Genomic DNA, 23,717 nt, shown 5'->3' with positions numbered 1-23,717 from the left:
ATAATATAAAATTCTGGGAAATACTGCATTGTATTCTCCCATGCAACCGTCAACATATCAGTTCATTATAAAAATATCAAATTTTTGTCTTGACAACTGAGCCATTATACTAATAAGGAGATGTTGTTGCTACTAAATATAAAAGTGATAATAACGAATAATGTATTTAAAAAGAATATAGTTTATTGTGGAAAAATGTGTATATAGCTCTAAGTTTGCCGTTTGAGAAAGGAGCATTGAATTACTATGGAAGAAAGAATAACAGGTGTTATGATTTATTACTATTTTGTATGCAGACGCAAATTATGGTATTTTTGCCATGAGATTAATATGGAATCAGAAAATGAGGATGTACAGATAGGAAAACTTCTAGATGAGTCAAGCTATGAACGAAGTGAAAAACATATTCAAATAAATGGTGAAATTAATATTGATTTTATCAAAGATCATCAGGAACTGCATGAAATTAAGAAGAGCAAATCAATAGAACAGGCAGGAATATGGCAGGTGAAGTATTATTTGTACTATTTAAAAGAACATGGAGTGAAGGGGTTAAAGGCAAAAATTGATTATCCCTTATTGAAACAAAATGTAATCGTTGAGCTGTCGGAAGATGACGAAATCAAAATAAAAAATGTAATTCAGGAAATTATTAGTATAAAAAAACAAGAGAAACCGCCCATGATGAAGAGAACAAAATTATGTTCCAAATGTGCATATTGTGATCTGTGTTTGATATAGAGAAGGGAGAAGTTATGAAACAGAGTTTTTACATATATAACAGTGGTGACATTAAAAGAAAAGATAATACACTACAATTTTGCCCAAATGAAGGGGCAAAGAGAGATATTCCAATTGAGCGTATTTCGGATATTTATGTGATGTCAGAAATGACGTTTAATACAACATTTTTAAATTATATTTCGCAATATGGAATTCCGATTCATTTTTTCAATTACTATAATTTTTATACAGGAAGTTATTATCCAAGAGAATCTCTGCTTGCCGGACAACTGTTAGTCAACCAGGTAGAAGTGTATAAAAATGGAGAGAAAAGATTGGAAATTGCACAAAAATTTATTGATGCGGCATCTTTTAATATTTATAGAAATTTGAGATATTACAATGGAAGAGGAAAAGATGTTTCACAATGGATGGAGGAAATAGAAGGCTTAAGACGACAGATTACAAAAACAAACACGATAAATGAACTTATGGGAGTTGAAGGGAATATAAGACAACAATATTATGCAGCATGGAACGTAATCGTGAATCAGGAAATAGATTTTAAAAAGAGAGTTATGCATCCGCCGGATAACATGATAAATTCACTGATATCTTATGTGAACTCATTGATTTATGCAAAAATATTAAGTGAGGTTTATCATACACAGTTAAATCCGACAATTAGTTATTTGCACGAACCAGGTGTAAGAAGATATTCTTTGTGTCTGGATGTATCTGAAATATTTAAGCCGTTGATTGGTGATCGTTTGATATTTTCATTATTAAACAGAAATCAGATTACGGAAGAAAGTTTTACGAAAGAATTGAATTTTTTACACTTAAAAAAGGATGCATCGAAGCTGATAGCAAGAGAACTGGAAAACTCGTTAAAGAAGACAATTAAGCATAAGGAACTGGGGCGACAGGTGTCTTATCAATATTTAATTCGTTTAGAGTTATACAAACTGATCAAACACATAATTGGTGAAAAAGAATATGAAGGGTTCAAAATATGGTGGTAAAAAATGTATGTAGTTTTAGTATATGATATCAGTATCAAGGACAAAGGAACAAAAAGGTGGAGAAATATTTTTAAAACATGTAAAAAGTATTTATCTCATATACAAAATTCGGTCTTTGAGGGGGAAATTTCTAAAGTCCAATTAATGAAATTGCAAAATGAACTGAAACCTTATATTGATAAAAGCGTAGATTCGGTTATCATTTTTAAAAGTAGACAGGAAAGATGGATGGAGAAAGACTTTTGGGGGAAGGAAGATGACATGACAGATTTCATGCTGTGATTACGAAGGAAAATAATTGGATTGTTGTAATATTGTCGTTTAAACCGCATCAGCTTAGGCGTCAGATTGAATTTGTTAGGGCAATCGGTCTAAGCATGAAATACATTAAGAAGGGATCGTTCCGTTGTTGAATGAAACTATGTCAAATAGCACAATTGTGTGAATAAGTAAACGTTCACTAAGTGAAATGGCATGTTAGCGGTCAAGGAGAGAGAAAATAGACAATTTTATCTTAGAGATTTTATAAGTCTAAAAGCATGTATGGTATATTTTTGTGAGATATGATAAACTATATATTAACGAACATAAGAGTGATTAAATTATAAAGATGACAGGGAGGTGTTTATTATGGATATTTCAGTAATGAAACCACAGGGAACAAATGAAGAAAGAGATATATTTCGTTTATTAGATCGTGGTATTGATGATATGGAAGAAAAAAGAGAATTACCAGTTGATGAAGCTTTTGAGATGATTACAAAATTGAGGACTGCAAGACGAAATGAAAGAGCGTAAGGTTATCGTTACCTGGGAAGCAATCTATGATATTGTAGATATTACTGAAAGTATAGAATCGAATTTTGGTAAAAGAGTCGCTGATAACTTTGAATTAGAAATTTACAGCAAGATAATCTCACTAGAGCAAGATGCAGATATTTTTAGAAAATTGGATATGACGATTTATTAGAGCTTACGCTTGTAATATAATATTAGAATAATGGGTTCCCATACCGGGCTAAGCTTTTGCCTGGTATGGGGATTTTTGAAATAGTAAAGAATTTGATTCTGGGATTTGAAACTTTAGGGTGACATATATTAGAGTAATCAAAATAGATATCAAAGGATGGTTGAGAAATTTGAAAGGATTGATATGAGAATATCTCTATTTATTTTTAACAGATTGTGCTATAGTAGGATTACTTGATGCTTGAAATAGAGAAATGAAGGAACTTTTTTTCGAAAATGTTGATGTGGACTTATTTGCAAGATTTGTCGTACATTATTGTTTTCGAAATGGTCCGTTGGAAGATATGCACGCGCAAGGTAAGTTAAGTCTGGAAGATATGAAAACATTAAATAACCTCTTGTGAGTAAAAGCAGTGTAATACAACACATTATTTGATTTATAGTTTAAAAATAAGCTAACATCATTAAAGGAGATCCAAATGAAAAAGACCAAGCTTTACACCGTGACCGGTATCTGCGTTATTCTCGCAGCCATAACTCTGGTTACAACTAAGAATACAAATATAACCGGCGCGTCCGGAATAAAGCAGACAGAGATTCATCAGGACAAGCGGATTTCTAAACAAACCTTTGTCAATGATGAAACTGGCAACCGGGCAGTGACATCAGTGAATAACAAAGTAAAAGATGCATCCGCATCACAAACTGTCTTGTCTGCAGTGTCTACACAGAAAAGCTATAATGCGTATGTCTGCGAAGACGACAGTCAGCTTTTATATATTCAGGATCGGGCGACAGACAAGACCCAAACGATTACGGTTGAACCGCATCTGGCAACGGGAATTATGTCTCTGGAGTGGCTTGATGACAAGATGATAGTTGCTTTTTCTCATGTGAGTCCGTTTATGGGCTGTATGAGTGTTTACGATGCATCTACGCAGGAGCTTCTTCTGGAAAAATATTGTTCGAGCTATGCCTTTGGCGATACGCTGGATTCTCTTGCGTATGTGGAAGCGACATCTGGTGATTCAGGGAACCATAAACTTCTTAATTCGGAAGATAAGCTTCTGTATCAAACCGAGAAGAAGGAACGGATTACAAATATTGCTGTGAATCATACAAATGGTGACATTGCGATCGTTGTTGGAAAGTATTTGAAGGATGGTGAGACGCAGAAGTTTCATGTCGTGCTTTTGGCGAAAAGAGGAGATAAATACATAAAGGTAAAAACACAGAGAGTGAAATTAAATTCCGTTAATTCTGTTCAGTGGAAAGACGATGAACAAATTATTATTACTAACGATGCTGGGAAAGAAGTGATCAGAAAATAATTACAAAGTAGAAATATACGATTCTAAAGAGAGGACGATTTGATGGATAGAAGTAATAAAAATTCCTCGCGCAGTGCGGAGGTGTATCGGGCACTGATGGACAAGAATTTTCCGGAGGAATTATGTCGTGAGATTGCATACAAATATATGAACACCGATTATACTGCGACGCGGATGCTGGGGTATCTGTATCGGATGACGAATCCGAGCGTGGAAATGGTGGTTGATGAAATGCTTGCAATTCTGGAGGATCGTGAGCGTTTTCGGAAGAAGCATGAGATGGAGGAAGCACAGGCGGCAATTACGAAGATTTACAACGAAGGTCTGTAGTATTTTACACAGGTAATTTTCTTTTGGATGAAAGCAAATGATCTGCGCAGATTTTTTGCTTTTAAACAGGTATCTTCATAGCAGAGTGCGAAGAAAGATTAGGGTTGAGAAAGGAATATGAGATTACTATGAAATTATATCAACCGGATTATTATGAACAATTTCAATGTACTGCATCGAAATGTCCCATGACCTGCTGCATGCAGTGGCGTATTGCAGTAGATGATGGGACATTTTTTCGATGGGACGAGGAATGGAAAAGCCATGTGAAGCAGGGGGAGGACGGATATGTTATTGCACTTGGACAGGATGGGATGTGTCCGTTTCTGAATGATGAGAAATTATGTAAAATTGTCATAAGGGATGGAGATCAGGCGATTTCGCACACCTGTCAGACTTTTCCGAGAGAGGAGCACATATACAACGGAAGGATTGAGCGTGCGCTGACACCGGGCTGTCCGGCAGTGTTGGATCTGCTGTGGCAGCAGGAATCTTTTTGGTTTCAGGAACGGGAAGAAAGCAAAACGGCATGTGGGGAAATTACGGAGATTAATCCGATATTATTTGAAATCAGGGACTGGCTGTTGGAAATTGTAACTACAAAGGGACTCAAGTTAAATACTGCTTTGGAAATCTGTTTTCTGATCGTAAAGGATCTGAATGAACTGGAAGAGAATGGAAGCCTGGAGGAGAAGTTCCAAGTTTATAAGAATGCGACAGATCTTAAGGCGATTCAGGATGCGATCGGCGATAATGACGAAATGACAAGCAATCGAATGGAAGAATATAATCTGCTCTTTCTGGATGTTTCTGAGATATACCGCAGAAAAAATATATATACGGATTTTTTGCTGCCGCTTGCGGATGCGGCAGAGCAATTAGATAACAGGCAGACGAAGGAATGGGATGATTTTCGGCAGAAGATTCAACCTTTTGAGAAGCATCTTCGAAATCTGTTTGCGGAGGAGATATCATCGGCACTGATCACGCCGGGAACGGAGCAGGTTCTGGATATTCTTGTGAAGTTAGAATGGATGGCAATGGAGTATGCGGTGTTACTGCAGGTTTTGTTTTTGCAGCAGCGAAAAGGCATGCTTTCCTATGGGGAGCTGCGGGAAAGTGTATGTGTGATCTTTCGGATGATGGGATATGCGGATGATGATATTTGGGAATATATGGAAAACTGTTTTGATGATGTCATCTGGCCGTGGGAATATTATTCGCTGCTGGTGTAAGAGGACTTGTGGTTGATGAGACCGGAGATAATATGAACTATTATGAGGATAATAAAATTATTTATGATTAGAACTTGCTTTAAAGAAGGGAGGCATTGAATCAAATGATTCGGACATTTAAGACACATTATGTGAGAAAGCAAATGGAATTAACCGAAAGTTTATGGGAATTTGAACCATGTGCCGGAAACTATGCAGGACAGAAGTTTCCGGTTGCTGTGCCTGGCTGCTGGGAGAACCATCCGCTTTTTGCAGATTACAGAGGAGAGGGGATTTATCGTAAAACTTTTCAGGCACAGGGAAATGTACGGATCGAGTGTAAAGGTGTGAGCCATACTGCAACGGTTTATTTGGACGGACATGAGATCGGACATCATTACAATGCCTATACGCCGTTTTCCGTCGTTGTCAGTGATTTGGAACCGGGCAGACATATGCTGGAGATCAAGGCGGATAATCGTTTTCATAAAGACAGTGCGCTTCATGTTCCGAACGATTATATGTCTTACGGCGGAATATCAAGAGGTGTTGTCGTAGAAGAACTCAGTGATCTGTATTTGGAATATGTTCATGTGAAAGCATATCGCGAAAATAGACAATGGCATGTTCAGGTTAAGGCAGCAGTCAATGTACTGAAAGTCGGACAGAACGACGAGGAGGATATTACCATTCAAGGAAAAATAAAAGATACTGCTTTTGAATGGAAACTTACAGATACTGCTAAAAAACATTATGAATTTTGTACCGATTTGAAGATCGATGGGATTGAGGAGTGGAGTCCGGAGACGCCGGTGCTGTATCAGGTGGAATTGCAAATGCTGCGAGAGGATGAAGTGATCGATGATCTGATTGAACGCTTTGGATTTCGTGAGATATGTGTTCAGGGTAAATACGTTTTGCTGAATGGGAAAAGACTTCGGATCAAGGGAATATGCCGTCATGAGGATCATCCGGATTATGGATGTGCGCTGCCGTATCAGACAATATATAATGATCTGGTTCTAATACGGCAGATGGGAGCAAATTCCATCCGGACGGCACATTATCCGAACGATGAAATATTTTTAGATCTGTGTGATGAGCTTGGCATTCTGGTCTGGGAAGAAAATCATGCACGCGGCCTGGAAGAAGATAGGATGAAACATCCATTGTTTGAGGAGCAGGCGGAACAGGTTATCCGGGAAATGATATTTTATCATTACAATCATCCATGTATTTTTATTTGGGGAATTTTAAATGAATGTGCGAGCGAAACATTGTTTGGGCGTTCCTGTTATGAGAAGCAGTTCCGGTTGATACGTGAAATGGATGACAGCAGACCATGTACATTTGCGAGCTGCAAATTTTTCGGTGATATCTGCTTTGATCTGCCGGATGTTATTTCCTGCAATCTATATCCAAGATGGTATGTGGACAAGCCGGTTCGCGATTATTTAAATGAGGTATATGACTGGATCGTCGAGGACGGAAATGGAAAGGGTAAGCCTTTTATTGTTTCCGAGATCGGAGCAGGAGGCTTGTATGGCTGTCGTAATGCTTATCACGGAAAATGGACAGAGGAATATCAGGCAGATGCGCTGTCTGAACAGGTGTCAGAATGCTTGAAGTTTTCAGAAAGCATGGGTGTTTATATTTGGCAGTTTTGTGATGTGCGGGTGAGCAGTGAATGGTTTGCAGGTCGTCCGAGAGAAATGAATAATAAGGGGGTTGTGGATGAATATCGTCGTCCGAAAACGGCATATGGAAGAGTAAAGGAGATTTTTGAACAATACACCAATTATTATGAAGAGTAGAGACTGTTGGAGGAGATGAAGAATAAAAATTTCAAATTTCACTTTTAAATTTTAATAAACGCAACCTGCAGGTCAGAAAAAGTGTCTTCATAAGTAGAAGGGAGAGTATTCTATGGATGAAAAGCAGATCATAGCAATGCTATGGAACCGGGAAGAGGATGGTGTAAAGGCACTTCAGGATCAGTATGCGGCGAAGCTGAAAATGCTGGCAGCTCATTTTGTTTCTGCACAGGATGCGGAGGAATGCATGAATGATGTGCTGCTTGCCGTATGGGACAGTATTCCGCCGAACAGGCCGGACAATTTATTTGCGTACAGCGCCAGAATATGCAGAAATAAGGCGCTCAATAAGATCAGAAGTATGGAGCGGCAGAAACGTAAAGCTGAGGTTGTGGAATTGTCGAAAGAGCTTCAAAACATTATTCCGGATAAGGTGGAACAGGAAAGCTTGTTGACGGAGCTGATCAATGAATTTCTGGAACAGGAGCGGGCTCAGGACCGTTATCTGTTTGTGCATCGTTATTGGTTCGGAGAATCGATCGAGGAATTGTGCGGGCAGACCGGTTATGGGGCGAGCAGGATCAAAAGCAGTCTGTTTCGTATGAGAAAGAGACTTAAGAATTATTTAGAAGGGAGATATCGTATATGAAGGAAGTAAATCGATTGGAATATCTTTCCGGCATTGATGACCGTTTTCTGACACAATCCTGGTCAGAGTGTTCTTCCCGAAAGAAAAAGGCGTATTTCCCGCTTAAGGCAGCAGCGGTCATTCTGGTGGTCCTGTTAGCGATGGGAACAGCCGTATATGCGGCGCAGAAGCTTGGGATATTTATGAGCGAGAAGCACTCCGGCGACAGTGGTTCCGGATATACTGTGAAGTGGAATAAGCAGCAGATCGACTTTAACGAGCTTCATGGTCAGCTTGACAGCATGAAGGAAACGATCATTGAACAGAACAAAAATATGGACTTTGCGTATACCGATGAAATGCCGGGCTATTGTCAGAAGGCTTTTGACTCAGATAAGAAGGCGGTTGATTTTATTGGGTATGATAAGCTGGTGACGGCAGACTGGAATTATAGGCCGTCCGAGATATCGGTGTCATTGTATGCGAGCGTGAGGGGAGAACGTGATGTGACGATGGATCAGGTGATGCTCGAGCATAAATATGAGATCGATCATATCCGATTGCAGCAGTGGGAGGAGATATTTTTTAAGGGCTCCCATTTAGATGCTGGTCAGACAGGCGTTTCTGAGGACGGCAATGTGGAATATCAACAGACAAAATTAAAATCCGCAGACGGAGACGAGTGGCTGGTCGTGGACAGCAGCTCCAGAACCGGGAAATATATGTTTTATAAGAAAAACGCATATCTTACCAGAGACGGAGTCACCTATTCCTTGTATATGGTGGCGCAGGATGACGGGGAGGATGAAGCTCGTACTGCGAAGCTGCAGAAAAGGCAGGAAACACTTATGAAGGAATGGGTAGATGCTTATCATTTTTAAGGATATGATGAGGGGAAGTGAAACTTTTTCGCCGTATATTCCTACTTATGGGATGGACGGCGAAAGGAGAAACTGCATGGAAGATACGGATATTATTGAACTGTACTGGTCGCGCTCGCAGGAAGCGATCCGGGAAACGAAAAAGAAATACGACAAATTATGCAGCCATATTGCGGATCGTATTCTCCATTCCAGAGAGGACGCGGAGGAATGTGTGCAGGATACTTATCTTGCGGTATGGAACCGCATTCCGGAGGAACGTCCGTCTTATTTCCGGGCATTTCTCTGTAAGATTACAAGGAATATCGCGATGGACCGGCTGGACTACAATCTGGCAGGAAAACGAAGCCGGCAGCAGACGATTTCCTTTGAGGAACTGGAAGAAACGTTTTCTGATACGCCAAATCTGACGGAGGGGATCGAGCTGGGGGAACTGACGGAACAGATCAATGTTTTCTTGGAACAATTGCCGGTGAAACAGAGAAGGATCCTGGTCAGGAGATATTTCTTCATGGACTCTGTTGTTCAGATTGCGGCGGATATGAATATGAATATCAACTCGGTCAAGTCGATCCTTAGAAGGGAGAATCGGAAGCTGAGAGCGCATCTGAGGAAGGGAGGCTATGGCGATGACCGATAAATTACTGCGTGCCTATGGGGAGATTGACGACCGGTTTATCGAGGAATGTCTGGCGGAAACGGATTCCTGTATTGATGGTGTCTTAGAAAGAGATTGTGGGAAAATAGTGCGAGTCAATACGGGAAGAAAAACGAAGCCGGCAGCATGGCACCGGGTAGCCGCTGCGGTAATTCTGGTGGCACTTGCCCTTTCTACAGCGTATCAGGTTAATGCACAGTTCCGTCAGTGGGTTATTTCCATTGTGCGGTTAAACGGCAGGGAAGAGATCCGGGAACAGCATATGCCGGCAGCGTCCGGGACGACGAATTCTTCTGAAGCTGTGATCAACGTTTCGCCGGTCAAGAATATCGATGATATTCTGGAGGTACAGTATGTGACGGCAAAGAAGCCGGTCGAACCGTATGAGGATATTTATGTTTCCACAGATCGGGGGAAGGAGACATATTTTTCCGTTCAGAATAATGCATGTGTGTCGATCCGGAATATCCATTCCTTTAAGGGAACGATTTGCTGGCAGGGACAAAAGGGCTTCGCAAATGCCAACGTTATTTCTTATCAGGGGAAACAGTATGTGAGAAATATTTATGATCTGTATCGTGGTGACCGGGAGGAACGAAAGATTCGACAGAAACGGTTTTTATTATCCGTTGATGATACCGGTGGTTTCTGGCTTACTCTGTCGAAGGAGTCTGACGAGGGGACGTATGAGTATCCGTTGCGGTGTGACGGGGACATACAGGATATTAGTACCGCAAAGCTTAACGATATTTTCCGCAATATCCGGATCGATGGAAAACGCCTGTGCAATTATCCCGTGATAACAAACTGGGAGAAAATATCGGACCGGTATTACTGCGCGCTTGTGGGAAAGGCGCAGAAAACGGCAAAGTATTACAGGTTTGATACTGTGCAGAAGAAAGCGATGTCTTTGGAAGAACTGACGAAGCAAAAGGATATCCGGTTTGTCCGTGCCCTGGGAAATACTATGATCATCGGAACGGCATCAGAGGGGACAGAAGAGGAATGCTACGATTGCTATCGTTTTGATCTGCAGTCGGCAGAAAAGAAAGAGCTGTTTCATCATGTCGTGATCGGGGAAGAGGATGACGAGACGAACGAAGTCGACAGGGTGGCATTTACTGGCGGGCGGTATGATCTTTTCACGAAGAATGGAACAACATATCTGGTGGATGAGCTGACCGGGGAACGGATAAAACTGGAAGGCATGGATGCTGATCTGAATACGGAATCTGTGTTGATCAATGTGTCCGGCGACAAGCTTCTTTTGTCGGCGCGTTTCTCGGAGAATGGAATCCGAAAGCTTGGGATTCTTGATGTGCCGGAACGGAAATTATACTTGCTGGAACGAAAGAATCTGACGCAGTCTGAGGAGTCTTCCGTGCATTGGCTCACCGAAGATACCTTTGCGATAGAGTCTGACCGGAAAAACGGACAGGAAAGTATGATCTGTCAGTATCGGATTCGTTAAAGAAAAGCTGGTCTGAAATCGCAGACCGGCTTCTTATATGATGAGGTGTTTTTCGGGGATAATCGCATACCGCTTATAAAATCGCGGACAGATTCTCCATATTGTGAAAATGACCAGTCCGATCATATAAAAGCAGGCAAGAATTGTGTCTGGTTTTTTTAGTGTCATTCCGTAACCGTTCACGTAGCGATGATCCATGCGAAGAATCAGATAAGCGATGAAAGGCCATGTTGCAAACAGAAACGGATGAAAAGAAAATGCTGCACGGAAATCCCCGTGCAGTATTGCAAGAAGCATCCGGGATATCCCACATCCCGGACATTGTAATCCGGTGAGCTGATAAACGATACATGGAATACTCCAATGAGTCAGGCTGACGATCGAGCCGTAAACGGCAAGAATTGCAACCACAATACTGTCGCGTATCAATAATCTCCGGATTCGTTCTTTTTTCATTTTAAAGATCCTTTTACTTCTGTCATTCCATAAAGTGTAACAGCATTATGCGGTATGGTTTAAGGCATCCTGCGCAAGTGCATAGTTGACGATGCCAAGACCAAGTGCCTGCAGGATAATAAACAGGATACCGGAATTGCTGGATGACTGACCATTCTGTGCCTTGATCATATCAACCTTCTCGCCCATCTTGTAAGCCCAGTACCAACCGTAAATGTTACAGGTGATAATGGTAAGGATGAGAGCCATAGGACCACTGGCAAGCTGTGTCTGACCGGTCACCTCGTTGGTCTCGTCTGTCAGAACGATAAACCAGTACAGACCGAACAGTCCGCAGGTCACGATGGACAGAATGATGTACATCGGAATACTTCTTTGCTGCATTTTTCAAATCCTCCTTTGGTATTGATGATGCTCTCATGAAAATGAGAGTATAATCAACTTCATTATAAGTTTATATATAGTATATGTCAAGCAGCGTGAATGGTTGACATTATAGGCAGGGTGAAATAATATGTATTTAAATCGACTTATTTTGCAGAGAGGATCATGGCTATGAAATCAATATTGATCAGGGATACAACAAAGGAAGAACGGATCGCACTGATCCGTGAATGGCTTCCGGATGACGATGGACTTGAAGCGGACGGAGGCATGGATCTGTGGGACCTTTATGCCGATTATATTAATGGAACGAAGGAGATAGCAGAATGCAATGCGGCTTTTTCGACCGGTTATCTGACGGAGAGAGATCTCGCAGAGGGAACGTTAAAGAAATAGTCAGGAAGATAAAAGGGGTATTTCAGGGAGAAAGGATACAAGATTATTATGAAAACAGAGATAAGATGTGAACTGATCATCAATAAGGCGATGCGTTCGGCGATGGAGCATGATAATCCGGACGAGCAGATTCAGGAGTTTATCCGATTCCTTGGTAATCATATTGGTTCTGACCGGATCTATATTTTTGAGGATGATCTGCACACTCATGCGACCAATAATACCTATGAGTGGTGCAAGGAGGGGATTGTTCCCCAGATTGATGTTCTTCAGGATGTCGATATGGATATCATCGGATGGTGGTATGATACCTTTGACCGGGATGAGAATGTGATCATTCGTAATGTGGAGGATATCAAGGAACAATATCCTATGACTTATCAGACGCTGGCACCGCAGAAGATAGAATGTGTTGCAGTGAGTGCGCTTCGTTATCATGGTCAGATCAGCGGATTTTTCGGCGTGGACAATCCGAGAGATACCGATATGGAAGAACTGTCCCTTTTTCTGGACATGATCGGAACGTTTCTGGTGTCGCTTCTCAAGCTGCGCAATTCCTTTGATAAGTCCAATCAGGAAGCGAGCCTGAACAGCTATTCCGCACTGGCGCAGATATATCTGTCAATGCATCTGGTCAATGTGCAGAGCGGCAGATTTCAGATGATCAAGACAACACCGCATATCGAGCAGCAGATCAGTGCGGAGGGCGGTGATGATTTTGCCGTACAGATCAGAAATGTGATGGAAGTGCTTGCCAATGAGAAGTATGCACAGAGCGTTCGGAAATTTACGGACATTTCCACCTTAGAGGATCGGATGTGCGGTAAATGCACGATCGCCCATGAATACCTTGGAAATGTATCTGGATGGTGCAGGGAACGTTTTATCAAGGTGGATGAGGATGAGGACGGACACTTACTGCATGTGCTGTATGCAGTTGAGGTGATTGATGAGGAAAAGCGCAGAGAAAACCGTCTCCTGTATCTTTCAGAGATGGATCTGATGACAGGGATCCGCAACCGCGGCAGTGGAGAGCGCAAGATTAAAGAAACGATCGCACAGAATATTCCGGGCATGTTTGTGATCCTTGACTGTGATAAATTTAAATCAATCAATGACACATACGGACATGCAGTCGGGGATGAGGTGATCATGCCGTGGCGAAAACACTGCAGGGGATCTGCGGCGAAAAAGACACACTTTTGCGGCTTGGTGGAGACGAGTTTGCCATGTACATTCCGGGGATGTTGGATGATGTACATGGACAGCAGCTTGCGGATGAAGTGATCGGGCGGATGCAGGATATCCGTATTCCGGAGCTTGGCGGCAGAGTGATCCATGTGAGTATGGGCGCTTCCTTCCACAGGAAGGATGATCTGGATTTTGAGCGGCTATATCGTCAGGCGGACAGTGCTATGTATCAAAGCAAAAAGATCGTCGGAAGCAGTATTGTTTTTTACAAATAGAAGGGAATAGAAGCATGGCAGGCATCAATTCGGGTGCTGCCGTGACAAAGAGCAGAGCGGTTACATACCGCCGCAGATAATGAAAATTTTGCGGTGATGTATTCACCTGCTTTTTTTGTATTTTAAGGGTATTTTTTGTGAAAGATTGAATTTTTACTATATTTTTGCTCTATTTTTCATGGTGATTATCAACAACAAATTCCTTGAATGTTGCCGGATATTTGTGTACAATATATACGTATGCTATAGCAAACGATCTCGGAAGGAGAGATCATGAATCTTCACAATGAGAATATCAAGAAAGAGGAGGAAAAGACTTGAGAAAGAAAAATCTTAAAGGACTTTTAGCTGCTTGTCTGAGTTTTTCCATGGTTGTTACCAGCTTCAGTGTTGGTGGAATCGGAACAAAAACCGCAGAAGCAGCAGAGGATGACAAAACCGTATTTACAGAGGTGCTGACACCGGATCAGATCACACTTCGTGAGAAGCTTCCGGAGAAAGCATCTAACATTACAGAAGGAGAGAGCAGAGAGGTAACGATCCAGGGTACCGGCACAAAGATGACGGTTAAGGATAACGGAACTGTTCGTAAGGAATTATCTTCAAAGTGGCTCGCCGAGAACGAGATGGGTGCCGGGGTAAACCTTGGTAATACCATGGAGGCAGTTATCCCGGTTGACCAGAAGAAGGATGCTACACCAACAGATGGCGAGACCATGTGGAAACAGCCTGTAACCACACAGGAGTATTTTGACGCATTACATTCATATGGTATCAATACCGTTCGTATTCCGGTAGCATGGTCTAATGCAGATATCGATGATGGTACATATACTCTGAGAGAGGAGTTCCTTGGACGTATCGAGGAGATCGTAAACTACGCTTTGAACGAGGGGATGTATGTTATCGTCAATGATCACTGGGATAACCAGTGGTGGGGGCAGTTTGGTGCCTGCAAGAAAGATGCAGATGGCAACAAGGTAGCTGACGAGGAGACACGTGCAGCAGCATGGACTCGTTATGAGAGCTACTGGACACAGATCTCTGAGCGTTTCAAAGATTACTCTGACCACCTGATCTTCGAGGGTGCTAACGAGGAGCTCGGAACCCGTCTGAACGATGCAATCTGTCTGAATGGTCCTGCAAAGGGATATGCAAAGCCGGACAATTCAGGTAAGGATATCGTAACCTTAGGTGGTAACTTAAAGACAGACGAGTTATATGAGATGACCAATAAGATCAACCAGAAGTTTGTTGACATTGTCCGCAGCACAGGCGGCAACAACACATACAGACATCTCCTGATTCCGGGATATGATACTGATATCTCCAAGACAGTAGATGACAGATACAAGATGCCGACCGATATTGCTGAGAACGGTAAGGACAAGCTGTTCATCTCTGTTCATTACTATACTCCATGGGATTTCTGTGGTGACGGTGGTACAGGTACATATACTGTTGGTGACCAGAAGGCAACATATGAGTACTTCAATCAGATGAAGGAGAAGTTCTCTGATAACGGTTATGGCATCATTATCGGTGAGTGTGCCGTATGTAACCCGGCTGGTGTTGATGCCAGTGTAACACAGTGGTATAACGATACCTTTACAGCAGCACAGCAGATCAGTGCAGTTCCTTGCCTCTGGGAGACAAGCCAGTACTTCGACCGTGTTGAGTGCAAGCAGATCTACAAGGATATCGCTGATTTCTATAACACGATCAACCAGGCTGACGGTGATGCTACCATGACAAAGATCTCAGGTGGTGTACCATCGAATGGCGATGACAGTGATGTTCACTTTGGTGATTATGTAGATAAGACACTCTGGAAAACAAAAGGACTTCATGCATATATTACCTATCAGACACCAACATGGGATTATCGTAACGCATACAAGCCTTTGAGAAGCCTTGGCAAGGATGAGGGATCTTATCAGTATATTCAGGCCGGTGGAAATGAGGTAACAAAGGAAAATACAAAGGTAACGGATGTTCAGATCACAAAGGACGGCGAGTATACAATCTCTCTTGACGGTGTTGATCTGAGTGCAGCAAACAATTACAGGATGCTTGGTATTGCTACAGATATCGATTACAAGACCTACAAAGAGTCAGGAATCAAGATTACCAATGCTACCATGAAGGTAGATGGCAAGGAAGTAACAGATGCTCCATTTGATCTGACTGTAAAGGAAGATAACAAGTATTACACCTTCATGGCTGTTAACGCATATGCAAAGGATGGGGAGTTCTTCCCGCTGAATGAACTGAATGATGCAGAGAAGCTTCCGGTAGCATCTAAGAGTATTGAATTTACATTTACAGTTACTGGACTGGATAAAGTGCTTCAGGATATTGCAGATGGTTCTTACATCGATCCTGAGACAGGTAAGGCTCTGAATGATGATACTCCTGAGATTTCTTATGGTAAGTACATCGATAAGTCTCTCTGGGAGAAGAAGGGTGCACATGCATACCTGATGTATCAGACAGCTTCCTGGGATTATCGTGATGCATTTAAGCCACAGAAGAAGCTGGCTAAGGATGCACATGCATTTGAGTATATTAGGGCAGCCGGTAATGAGGCTGCTGATACGACAAAGGTACAGGATGTATACTTTGACAAGGACGGTGATTACACCGTATCAATTGATGGAATTGATCTTTCAGCAGCAAATGCATTTAACATGTTAGGTGTTGCTACAGATATTGCATGGAAGACATATCCGGGCGTTACAGTTACAGCAAAATCAATCAAGCTTGACGGTAAGGAAGTATTGAAGGATTCTGTACTCCCACCGAAGACTGAGGAAAACAAGAATGATTACTATACATTCATGGCAATTGATAAGTGGGCTGATGAGGGAAGTCATCCATTAGATGATGCAAGTGCTAATGAGGAACTTGAACTTCCAAGCCAGAGCGTTTCAATCGAGTTTACCGTATCCGGTCTTGATCAGCTTCTGAAGGATGTTGCAAATGGTACTTATATCGATCCGCAGACAGGAAAGCAGATCGATCCGAATGCGAAACCAGCTGAGTCTCCGGCTGCTCCAACACAGGTACCTTCAGCTTCACCTTCAAACGTGCCATCAGCAGTACCATCTGCTTCTGCACCTGCAGCAAAGACAACAACACCGGCAGCTGTTACAAGTGCTCCATCTATCGTTGGACCTAAGGTAAATGCTACATTTACTTCCGGTAACTACAAGTACAAGGTAACAAAGGCAGCTACAACAGTAGCTAAGGGTACCGTAAAGGTAGTTGGCCTGACTAAGAAGGGTGCTAAGGCTAAGAAGCTTAATGTACCTGCAACAATCAAGAAGCAGACAGCAGGTTACAAGGTAACAGCGATCGGCGCTAAGGCATTCAAGGGATCTAAGGCAACGGCGATCACCCTGAATAAGAACATTAAGACCATCCCATCTGCAGCATTTGCAAACTGTAAGAAGTTAAAGACTCTGACGGTGAAAGCAAAACTGAAGAAGGTCGCTAAGAAGTCCTTCAAGGGATGCAAGAAGAAGATTAAGGTTAAGGGCGCTTCCGCAAAGGTTCGCAAAGCAAATGTGAAGCTTCTGAAGAAGAGCGGATATAAGAAATTCAAATAATGGAATATATCGGATAACCATATAAAAGGGGTGCCGCACAATCGTGCGGCATCTTTTTTATATGGAAAATGAAAATTGATTGCTAAACAATTCGGTGTTAAGTTGGAATAATGTAAAGAATTTATGCAATGAATCCCACGCAACAAAATAGCATGGGTACAAAGCAAGGAGTGAGAATACAATATATGTATAAAGTAATGCTATGAAATTAAATCAAATTACTCTTCTTGGTATGCCAATATATCGCCGGGCTGGCAGTCCAGCGCATGGCAGATCTTGATCAGGGTTGATACCTTTATCGCTTTGGCTTTTCCGTTTTTTAAGATGGACATATTGGCGATCGTGATCCCCACTTTATCTGCTAATTCTGTGACACTCATTTTACGTTTTGCCAGCATCACATCAATATTAAATATAATCTTTCCCGGTAATAATTCTTCCATAATAACGTGTGTCCTTTCATAGTAGTGATCAGATCGTCAGATCATTTTCTTCCTGCAGTGCGGCGGCTTTCCTTGTGTGATGTGACAATACTGCCATCGCTACAGCGATTACAATTCCAACAAAGCAGATTAGCAACGACCCGAGTACAATACCCGGATGATTCCAGCCGCATAACCACAATACTATATTTCCGATGAAAAAGAAAGCGGTATCAGCGACTGCCAGCTTTGAAATCCGGCCAAGCCCTACGGCATTTTCAATGGTAAAGGAGCGGTTCCTGCCGATTCGGTCAGCAATCTGCCAGCTGATCACCAGTGCAGCATAGCAGGGAATCAGAGTCAGCCACAGAAATATAAGCCATGGAATCAGCCAGGAAGAAAATTCCCTGTGTGCAGCTGTTATTTCTTTTCCGATTTCCGGCAGAAGAAATGCGCCGACTACTATGCCGCACAAGCTTGTGCCGATAATGATTATTTTAAGCCATCTTGCCAATGTTTTCTGTTCCATATTGATCAAATCCTTTCCTGTCATGAATTATAATATTTTAATGTTTCCAGATTCCTGCTGTTTCATATGCATCGTCGGGCTCTATATATTCTGTTGGATCGAGCTGTTTCAAGTCCTGCTTTTTCGTATCAACAGCTCTTAAATAGGTTGGTTCATCCATCAGCCCGGTCTCCATATATTCCAGTAGATAGCAGTGAGCATCGTCCCCTTTTAATGTATAAAGATACACACCGCTATCCACATTGTCTGTTTCTTTTATTTGTTTCCCGGATGACACGTCAGAGTTTTCAGCATAACCAATACACTGTTCGATCTCGCCAACGCATGGTTTCCCACAGCCTGTTTTTCTTCTTCCGTATGGAACATAGACGCGTCCCTTGTAATCATAGCTGACAATGTCAGGATACTGTCCGGTATCCTGGAAACACAGTGCATTCTTTCCGGGCGGAAAGTGAGAATGAATATTACTGTTTCTGCTCCGGAACATGCAGCCGATCATCAACAATGCCAGAACGACGATGAATGCAGAAAGCTTCAGGCTGCCTGAGTTTTTAAATATATTTGATTGTTGAATCGTTATCTCCCCCAGTTGTGCGTTCATTGGCCAAATTGAATAAGCACATAATGATTTATCGTATTACGATAAAACTGTTATAACATTGATTGATAAAAATGTCAACAAAAATTTATTGTAATACGATAAAGTAATAATTATAGAAAATAACTTAAATAAATAGGGTAGAAAACAGATAAATCCCCATGGTATATTTAGGAAAAGAGAGGGGGATGACTATGGGGAGAATCAAAAAGTCAGCATTACTTTTATGCATGGGGATTTTGGCGGTATTCGGAAGCATTGCTGCCGGGGCAAAGCAGGCAGAAGCGTACACGCTTGAGACAGATTTTAATGGTATTTATGGGAAGGAGATGCCGTCCTACATTTTGAAGAATGTGAAGCCGCTATTTCGGAAGCATGTGGATAAGGCGGTAAAGAAATATAATAAATATGCACAGCTCCGCGAGGACGATTATGTCAGTTACACCAAGAAGGTTTCCAAGGAAGATAATAAGCTTGGTGAACTGATGAAGAAGGTGAAGGATGATGACGTGCTTCGGATCTGCCGGCCGTTTTACATTTATAATACCTGGTATTCACAGAAAGGCGTATCTGAGTATTATTTCCTTGTTACCCGCAACGGAAAGGATTTCTGCAAATTCCGTCTGCAGCTGGACGATTATAGCGGAAAGATATACTTCAGCTATGATGAATCCGACCATTTTCTGCAGATTAACAGCAAGACGCCTGCGGACATGATCTTCTATCGGAACAGGGAGTATGTGTATGGCGAGACGGCGGAGGGGAAGGAGACGCTCCGCGACAGTCGCAATACCGGGGAGTGGCTGGCGACGGATGATGACATGGTGGCACAGGATCGGGATCAAAGCTTTAAAAAGCTTTCCTATGATCAGAAAAAGAAGGTCATTATGGAGAATCTTGCAGTCATGAAAAAGGGTAAGATAAAGAAAAAGGCGATCAAGTACATCAAAAAGGATCTGGGGAAGGAGTATGTGGAATCAGAGTCGGATAAGAAGATCGTTGATTCGCCATTGACTGCATTTACCGAGAAGAAGGACTACAAGAAGTACATCGTGGGCGGAGTCGTTGTTGTGGCGGTGCTGCTGGCAGCGTTTATCCTGCGGAAACTGTACCTGAAATTTATGGAAGAAGAATAAAAAAATGCTTGCATTTTGGGTGAAAGTATTATATAATATCGCATGTTGATTGCTGATATGGCTCAGTCGGTAGAGCGTCGCCTTGGTAAGGCGGAGGTCACGGGTTCGATTCCCGTTATCAGCTTAACATACGGGGCGCTGTGCATTTGCACAGCGTTTTTTCTTACATTATAGGAAACTTCTGAGGTTTTGTTCTTTTTTATTATAAATTAGTTGATTGTCTTGAAAAATGCTTGATTTGCAGGCATATTCGCAGGTTTGCAGATTGATTTTACTACTCATTTACTACTTTTAACGAATTGAGCCTTGATATGCAAAAAGCACCTGCAGACTGCCGGATAGACCGCTGCACCACCTTACGCGGCACGTCGAAAAGAAAAAATAAAATAAGCACCACCTATAAGGCGGCGTTTCTCACTCCTACACAGGAGAACAGGAACGCTGCTTTTTTTATGCCCTCGTGTTACGCAGTAAGGGCAAACAAAGCCTTGATTTATGCGGCTCTTAGAGCGTGGAAATGAGAAAGACAAGGGTTGATACCTTTTCCCTCAAAACCGCGTTTCTACTGCGTAACAAATCCAACGAAAAGGAGTGACGAAGCTATGGCAGTTTTCCGCGTGGAAAAGAACAAAGGTTATACCGTTATGAGCAACCACCATTTACGCAACAAGGAGCTTTCCTTAAAGGCAAAGGGCTTGTTGTCGCAAATGCTCTCACTTCCCGAAGATTGGGACTACACCCTTGCAGGACTGTCCCTTATCAACCGGGAAAAGATTGACGCTATCCGGGAAGCAGTACGGGAACTGGAAAATGCCGGATATATACAGCGTTCAAGGGAACGTGATGAGAAAGGATGCTTACGCGGTACAACGTATGTTATCTATGAGCAGCCGCCTAAGTTGGATTTACCTACATTGGAAAAACCAACATTGGATAATCCAACATTGGAAAAGCCTATGTTGGAAAAACCTACGTTGGAAAATCCAACGCAATTAAATAAAGAACTATTAAAGACTAACTTACCAACAAAAGAAAAATTAAATACAGATATATTAAGTACCCATTCCATTCCTTTCCATTCCCTAAATCCCTTTCCCTTAGAGGACGCGGCACAGCCGCCGGAACGGAAGCGAAAGGAAACGACAGACGCATATCGCGTGTATGAGGAAATCATCAAGGACAATATCGAGTACGACTATCTGATACAGGACAGATACCTTGACCGGGACAGGATAGAGGAAATCCTTGCCCTTATTCTTGAAACCGTCTGCACCAAACGAAGAACAATCCGTATCGCCGGGGACGACCACCCGGCAGAGCTTGTAAAAGCAAAATTTATGAAACTGAACAGCGAACATATCCGCTTTGTACTGGACTGTATGCAGGAAAACACCACCAAAATCCGCAACATCAAGCAGTACATGAAAGCTGCCCTTTTCAATGCCCCGTCTACGATTGGCAGCTATTACACGTCCCTTGTATCTCACGATATGTACGGCGGGCGCACTATCCAGTCGGCAAGAAGCAAGGGCATACCCGATTACACCTGCAACGAGGGCGAAAGCCTGTAAACCAATCTAAAGGAGGATTTTATGATGACACAGAGAACAGGAGCTTTGATTTTTGATGAAACCGCTGACCGCTACGACATTCGCTTTGACGTAAACGACTATTACGGGGGTTTGCATTGCGGCGACTGCATGGAGGTCTTTGTGCGGGGCAAATGGAAGCCTACCCGTATGGAGTACGGGGACAACTGGTATCTTGTAGGTATTCGGGCGGCAGACCTTTCCGGGCTGCGGGTACGGATTTAACAGGGCGGCGTGAAAGCGGACGCTCTTTTTTCATGCCCGCCCCGCTTCCCGGCGGCGGGCATACCACCATAGAACACGAAAGGAGGACACCCATTGCAGGAGGAAACCAACGAAAAGACCATAGCCCTTTACATCAAGACCGGGAAGCTGACGGCGCAGCAGCTCCAAAAGGCTATGAAAGCCCTGCTTGCACAGATGAAAAAGCAGCATGACAGACAGAAAATCCCGCATGGAAAGCAGACCCTAAAGCAGCTTATGAAGCAGAACGCGGGCGTTTCCAACATTGAAATCACAAAGGACAATATCAAAGCCTTTGAGAGTACGGCGAAAAAATACGGGATTGACTTTGCCCTAAAGAAAGACAGCACCGAAACCCCGCCCCGCTATCTTGTGTTTTTCAAGGGACGGGACGCGGACGCACTGACCGCAGCTTTCAAGGAGTTTTCCGCAAAGAAACTGACGCAGGAACAAAAGCCCCCTATCCGAAAGCTGATTGTTTCCCTCAAAGAAAAGGCGGCGGCTCTGAACACACAGCGGGACAAAGTAAAAAACAAAGACAGGGGGATTGCAAGATGAACGCTATCAACTGGAAAAAACTGCTGCTTCCCAACATTCCCTATCTGTTCTTTGTGTATCTTTTTGATAAAGTCGGGCAGGCGGTACGCCTTTCGCCGGGGGCTGACCTGTCCGGCAAGGTGTTGTCGCTTGGGGAGGGATTTTCTATGGCTTTTGCAAACCCGCTTCCGAGTTTTGCCCCTATGGATTTGCTTATCGGTATTGCGGGGGCTGTCCTTATCCGGCTTATGGTGTACTTCAAAGGCAAGAACGCGAAGAAATACCGGAAAGGTATCGAATACGGCTCTGCCCGTTGGGGGACTGCCGAAGATATTAAGCCCTACACCGACCCGGTATTTCAGAATAACGTGCTGCTGACGCAGACGGAACGGCTTACCATGAACAGCCGCCCGAAGCAGCCGAAGTATGCAAGGAATAAAAATATCCTTGTTATCGGGGGAAGCGGCAGCGGAAAGACGAGATTTTTCGTGAAGCCCAACTTAATGCAAATGCACAGCAGCTACGTTGTAACCGACCCGAAAGGAACGGTTTTAGTCGAGTGCGGGAAGCTCTTACAGCGGGGCGGCTACCGGATAAAAGTGCTGAACACGATTAACTTCAAAAAAAGCATGAAATACAATCCCTTTGCCTATCTCCGCAGCGAAAAAGACATTTTGAAACTGGTAAATACCTTGATTGCCAACACCAAAGGGGACGGGGAAAAAGCCGGGGAGGATTTTTGGGTAAAATCGGAACGGCTCTTTTACTGCGCCCTTATCGGCTACATTTGGTACGAAGCCCCGGAGGAAGAAAAGAACTTCACGACGCTGCTTGAAATGATAAATGCGTCGGAAGCCCGCGAGGACGACCCGGAATTTCAGTCCCCCGTTGACCTTATGTTTGAACGGTTGGAGGAAAAAGACCCGGAACACTTTGCCGTCCGGCAGTATAAGAAATTCCTGTTATCTGCGGGAAAGACACGAAGCTCTATCCTCATTTCCTGCGGTGCGCGGCTTTCCCCTTTTGACATTAAGGAACTGCGCGACCTTATGGAAACTGATGAAATGGAGCTTGACACCATAGGCGACCGTAAGACCGCTCTGTTTGTCATTATCAGCGACACCGACGATACTTTTAACTTTGTGGTATCAATCCTTTACACACAGCTTTTCAATCTCCTTTGCGACAAGGCAGATAATGAATACGGCGGCAGGCTGCCCGTCCATGTGCGCTGTCTGTTAGACGAATTTGCAAATATCGGGCAGATACCGAAGTTTGAAAAGCTCATAGCCACCATACGAAGCCG

At 42.9% G+C, this 23,717-nt stretch carries 25 protein-coding genes, 1 tRNA gene and 1 pseudogene; 22 read left to right on the top strand and 5 right to left on the bottom strand.

Features of this window, described 5'->3' with window-relative positions:
- Nucleotides 1-246: 246 nt before the first annotated feature.
- The 13 genes from DXA20_RS14730 to DXA20_RS14675 all read left to right on the top strand — a co-directional run bounded on the left by DXA20_RS14730 (nt 247) and on the right by DXA20_RS14675 (nt 11,044).
- Nucleotides 247-741 carry a CRISPR-associated protein Cas4 gene (locus DXA20_RS14730; protein WP_118561803.1) on the top strand — a complete coding sequence of 165 codons (495 nt, stop codon included), beginning with the start codon at nt 247-249 and terminating at the stop codon, nt 739-741.
- A 14-nt stretch (nt 742-755) separates the two neighbouring features.
- The gene (gene cas1b / locus DXA20_RS14725) at nt 756-1,748 is read left to right on the top strand and encodes a type I-B CRISPR-associated endonuclease Cas1b (protein ID WP_118561801.1); all 993 of its coding nucleotides are present in this window, start codon (nt 756-758) and stop codon (nt 1,746-1,748) included.
- A 3-nt stretch (nt 1,749-1,751) separates the two neighbouring features.
- On the top strand, nt 1,752-2,030 hold the full coding sequence (gene cas2, locus DXA20_RS14720; protein ID WP_118561799.1) for a CRISPR-associated endonuclease Cas2: 279 nt from the start codon (nt 1,752-1,754) through the stop codon (nt 2,028-2,030).
- A 348-nt stretch (nt 2,031-2,378) separates the two neighbouring features.
- A complete protein-coding gene (locus DXA20_RS16475) occupies nt 2,379-2,546 on the top strand; it encodes a hypothetical protein (RefSeq protein ID WP_199877093.1) in 168 nt (55 codons plus the stop codon).
- Complete coding sequence (locus tag DXA20_RS14715; protein WP_118561797.1) at nt 2,533-2,718, top strand: hypothetical protein; 186 nt, start codon at nt 2,533-2,535, stop codon at nt 2,716-2,718. The genes DXA20_RS16475 and DXA20_RS14715 overlap by 14 nt, the downstream gene beginning before the upstream one ends.
- A 478-nt stretch (nt 2,719-3,196) precedes the next feature.
- Nucleotides 3,197-4,048: a hypothetical protein gene (locus DXA20_RS14710; protein WP_118561795.1), complete on the top strand. Its 852-nt coding sequence runs from the start codon at nt 3,197-3,199 to the stop codon at nt 4,046-4,048.
- Nucleotides 4,049-4,090: 42 nt separating this feature from the next.
- Complete coding sequence (locus DXA20_RS14705) at nt 4,091-4,378, top strand: hypothetical protein (protein WP_118561793.1); 288 nt, start codon at nt 4,091-4,093, stop codon at nt 4,376-4,378.
- A 128-nt stretch (nt 4,379-4,506) separates the two neighbouring features.
- Complete coding sequence (gene fliB, locus DXA20_RS14700) at nt 4,507-5,613, top strand: flagellin lysine-N-methylase (RefSeq protein WP_118561791.1); 1,107 nt, start codon at nt 4,507-4,509, stop codon at nt 5,611-5,613.
- Nucleotides 5,614-5,717: 104 nt separating this feature from the next.
- The gene (locus tag DXA20_RS14695) at nt 5,718-7,406 is read left to right on the top strand and encodes a glycoside hydrolase family 2 protein (protein WP_118561789.1); all 1,689 of its coding nucleotides are present in this window, start codon (nt 5,718-5,720) and stop codon (nt 7,404-7,406) included.
- 112 nt (nt 7,407-7,518) lie between these two features.
- The gene (locus tag DXA20_RS14690; protein WP_118561787.1) at nt 7,519-8,055 is read left to right on the top strand and encodes an RNA polymerase sigma factor; all 537 of its coding nucleotides are present in this window, start codon (nt 7,519-7,521) and stop codon (nt 8,053-8,055) included.
- Complete coding sequence (locus DXA20_RS14685) at nt 8,052-8,915, top strand: hypothetical protein (protein ID WP_118561785.1); 864 nt, start codon at nt 8,052-8,054, stop codon at nt 8,913-8,915. The genes DXA20_RS14690 and DXA20_RS14685 overlap by 4 nt, the downstream gene beginning before the upstream one ends.
- Nucleotides 8,899-9,555: an RNA polymerase sigma factor gene (locus tag DXA20_RS14680; protein ID WP_118561783.1), complete on the top strand. Its 657-nt coding sequence runs from the start codon at nt 8,899-8,901 to the stop codon at nt 9,553-9,555. The genes DXA20_RS14685 and DXA20_RS14680 overlap by 17 nt, the downstream gene beginning before the upstream one ends.
- Nucleotides 9,545-11,044 carry a hypothetical protein gene (locus DXA20_RS14675; protein WP_118561781.1) on the top strand — a complete coding sequence of 500 codons (1,500 nt, stop codon included), beginning with the start codon at nt 9,545-9,547 and terminating at the stop codon, nt 11,042-11,044. The genes DXA20_RS14680 and DXA20_RS14675 overlap by 11 nt, the downstream gene beginning before the upstream one ends.
- Nucleotides 11,045-11,077: 33 nt before the next feature.
- On the opposite strand, the gene DXA20_RS14670 is transcribed toward DXA20_RS14675, so the two are convergent.
- Both DXA20_RS14670 and DXA20_RS14665 read right to left on the bottom strand, forming a co-directional pair.
- Nucleotides 11,078-11,500: a DUF2752 domain-containing protein gene (locus DXA20_RS14670; protein WP_118561779.1), complete on the bottom strand. Its 423-nt coding sequence runs from the start codon at nt 11,498-11,500 to the stop codon at nt 11,078-11,080.
- A 45-nt stretch (nt 11,501-11,545) separates the two neighbouring features.
- Nucleotides 11,546-11,884, bottom strand: a complete 339-nt coding sequence (locus DXA20_RS14665; RefSeq protein ID WP_022306572.1) for a DUF4234 domain-containing protein — start codon at nt 11,882-11,884, stop codon at nt 11,546-11,548.
- A gap of 171 nt (nt 11,885-12,055) precedes the next feature.
- Here DXA20_RS14665 and DXA20_RS14660 point away from each other — a divergent pair, with 171 nt between their 5' ends.
- From DXA20_RS14660 to DXA20_RS14650, 3 genes and pseudogenes are all read left to right on the top strand, one after another.
- The gene (locus DXA20_RS14660) at nt 12,056-12,280 is read left to right on the top strand and encodes a hypothetical protein (RefSeq protein WP_022306571.1); all 225 of its coding nucleotides are present in this window, start codon (nt 12,056-12,058) and stop codon (nt 12,278-12,280) included.
- Between the two features lie 48 nt (nt 12,281-12,328).
- Nucleotides 12,329-13,746: pseudogene (locus tag DXA20_RS18155) on the top strand (diguanylate cyclase domain-containing protein).
- Between the two features lie 317 nt (nt 13,747-14,063).
- Nucleotides 14,064-17,357: a cellulase family glycosylhydrolase gene (locus tag DXA20_RS14650; protein ID WP_118561777.1), complete on the top strand. Its 3,294-nt coding sequence runs from the start codon at nt 14,064-14,066 to the stop codon at nt 17,355-17,357.
- Between the two features lie 218 nt (nt 17,358-17,575).
- Here DXA20_RS14650 and DXA20_RS14645 read toward each other — a convergent pair whose 3' ends face one another.
- Genes DXA20_RS14645 through DXA20_RS14635 form a run of 3 tightly spaced genes read right to left on the bottom strand, consistent with a single transcriptional unit; the run spans nt 17,576 to nt 18,909 of the window.
- A complete protein-coding gene (locus DXA20_RS14645; RefSeq protein ID WP_118561775.1) occupies nt 17,576-17,800 on the bottom strand; it encodes a helix-turn-helix domain-containing protein in 225 nt (74 codons plus the stop codon).
- Nucleotides 17,801-17,828: 28 nt separating this feature from the next.
- Nucleotides 17,829-18,308 carry a DUF2975 domain-containing protein gene (locus DXA20_RS14640; protein ID WP_118561805.1) on the bottom strand — a complete coding sequence of 160 codons (480 nt, stop codon included), beginning with the start codon at nt 18,306-18,308 and terminating at the stop codon, nt 17,829-17,831.
- 37 nt (nt 18,309-18,345) lie between these two features.
- Nucleotides 18,346-18,909 (bottom strand): hypothetical protein, encoded by a 564-nt coding sequence (locus DXA20_RS14635; RefSeq protein WP_147403762.1) that lies wholly within the window; start codon nt 18,907-18,909, stop codon nt 18,346-18,348.
- A 191-nt stretch (nt 18,910-19,100) separates the two neighbouring features.
- On the opposite strand from DXA20_RS14635, the gene DXA20_RS14630 reads away from it, so the two are divergent.
- The 6 genes from DXA20_RS14630 to DXA20_RS14605 form a co-directional block, all read left to right on the top strand.
- Nucleotides 19,101-20,042, top strand: a complete 942-nt coding sequence (locus DXA20_RS14630) for a hypothetical protein (RefSeq protein ID WP_118561771.1) — start codon at nt 19,101-19,103, stop codon at nt 20,040-20,042.
- A gap of 51 nt (nt 20,043-20,093) precedes the next feature.
- Nucleotides 20,094-20,166 (top strand) — tRNA-Thr (locus tag DXA20_RS14625).
- A 478-nt stretch (nt 20,167-20,644) separates the two neighbouring features.
- The gene (locus DXA20_RS14620; protein WP_015529214.1) at nt 20,645-21,613 is read left to right on the top strand and encodes a DUF6017 domain-containing protein; all 969 of its coding nucleotides are present in this window, start codon (nt 20,645-20,647) and stop codon (nt 21,611-21,613) included.
- 24 nt (nt 21,614-21,637) lie between these two features.
- On the top strand, nt 21,638-21,856 hold the full coding sequence (locus DXA20_RS14615) for a DUF5348 domain-containing protein (protein WP_015529213.1): 219 nt from the start codon (nt 21,638-21,640) through the stop codon (nt 21,854-21,856).
- 93 nt (nt 21,857-21,949) lie between these two features.
- The gene (locus DXA20_RS14610) at nt 21,950-22,432 is read left to right on the top strand and encodes a PcfB family protein (RefSeq protein WP_107572487.1); all 483 of its coding nucleotides are present in this window, start codon (nt 21,950-21,952) and stop codon (nt 22,430-22,432) included.
- Nucleotides 22,429-23,717 (top strand): VirD4-like conjugal transfer protein, CD1115 family (locus tag DXA20_RS14605; RefSeq protein ID WP_118561769.1); only part of this gene is annotated, 1,289 nt, incomplete at its 3' end. The genes DXA20_RS14610 and DXA20_RS14605, both read left to right, overlap by 4 nt.

The sequence above is a fragment of the Roseburia sp. AM59-24XD genome (assembly GCF_003478445.1).
Taxonomy (GTDB): Bacteria; Bacillota; Clostridia; order Lachnospirales; family Lachnospiraceae; genus Jutongia.
This window is presented reverse-complemented; position numbering and strand designations above follow the sequence as displayed.

Bases quoted from the DNA above. Each gene is read 5' to 3' on its own strand.
- DXA20_RS14630 (WP_118561771.1), top strand. From the start codon at position 19,101: ATGGGGAGAATCAAAAAGTCAGCATTACTTTTATGCATGGGGATTTTG.
- DXA20_RS14620 (WP_015529214.1), top strand. From the start codon at position 20,645: ATGGCAGTTTTCCGCGTGGAAAAGAACAAAGGTTATACCGTTATGAGC.
- DXA20_RS14670 (WP_118561779.1), bottom strand. From the start codon at position 11,500: ATGAAAAAAGAACGAATCCGGAGATTATTGATACGCGACAGTATTGTG.
- DXA20_RS14690 (WP_118561787.1), top strand. From the start codon at position 7,519: ATGGATGAAAAGCAGATCATAGCAATGCTATGGAACCGGGAAGAGGAT.
- DXA20_RS14680 (WP_118561783.1), top strand. From the start codon at position 8,899: ATGCTTATCATTTTTAAGGATATGATGAGGGGAAGTGAAACTTTTTCG.
- DXA20_RS14675 (WP_118561781.1), top strand. From the start codon at position 9,545: ATGACCGATAAATTACTGCGTGCCTATGGGGAGATTGACGACCGGTTT.
- DXA20_RS14685 (WP_118561785.1), top strand. From the start codon at position 8,052: ATGAAGGAAGTAAATCGATTGGAATATCTTTCCGGCATTGATGACCGT.
- DXA20_RS14730 (WP_118561803.1), top strand. From the start codon at position 247: ATGGAAGAAAGAATAACAGGTGTTATGATTTATTACTATTTTGTATGC.
- DXA20_RS14660 (WP_022306571.1), top strand. From the start codon at position 12,056: ATGAAATCAATATTGATCAGGGATACAACAAAGGAAGAACGGATCGCA.
- DXA20_RS14645 (WP_118561775.1), bottom strand. From the start codon at position 17,800: ATGGAAGAATTATTACCGGGAAAGATTATATTTAATATTGATGTGATG.
- DXA20_RS14665 (WP_022306572.1), bottom strand. From the start codon at position 11,884: ATGCAGCAAAGAAGTATTCCGATGTACATCATTCTGTCCATCGTGACC.
- DXA20_RS14705 (WP_118561793.1), top strand. From the start codon at position 4,091: ATGGATAGAAGTAATAAAAATTCCTCGCGCAGTGCGGAGGTGTATCGG.
- cas1b (WP_118561801.1), top strand. From the start codon at position 756: ATGAAACAGAGTTTTTACATATATAACAGTGGTGACATTAAAAGAAAA.
- DXA20_RS14640 (WP_118561805.1), bottom strand. From the start codon at position 18,308: ATGGAACAGAAAACATTGGCAAGATGGCTTAAAATAATCATTATCGGC.
- DXA20_RS14615 (WP_015529213.1), top strand. From the start codon at position 21,638: ATGACACAGAGAACAGGAGCTTTGATTTTTGATGAAACCGCTGACCGC.
- fliB (WP_118561791.1), top strand. From the start codon at position 4,507: ATGAAATTATATCAACCGGATTATTATGAACAATTTCAATGTACTGCA.
- DXA20_RS14710 (WP_118561795.1), top strand. From the start codon at position 3,197: ATGAAAAAGACCAAGCTTTACACCGTGACCGGTATCTGCGTTATTCTC.
- DXA20_RS16475 (WP_199877093.1), top strand. From the start codon at position 2,379: ATGGATATTTCAGTAATGAAACCACAGGGAACAAATGAAGAAAGAGAT.
- DXA20_RS14695 (WP_118561789.1), top strand. From the start codon at position 5,718: ATGATTCGGACATTTAAGACACATTATGTGAGAAAGCAAATGGAATTA.
- cas2 (WP_118561799.1), top strand. From the start codon at position 1,752: ATGTATGTAGTTTTAGTATATGATATCAGTATCAAGGACAAAGGAACA.
- DXA20_RS14715 (WP_118561797.1), top strand. From the start codon at position 2,533: ATGAAAGAGCGTAAGGTTATCGTTACCTGGGAAGCAATCTATGATATT.
- DXA20_RS14635 (WP_147403762.1), bottom strand. From the start codon at position 18,909: ATGAACGCACAACTGGGGGAGATAACGATTCAACAATCAAATATATTT.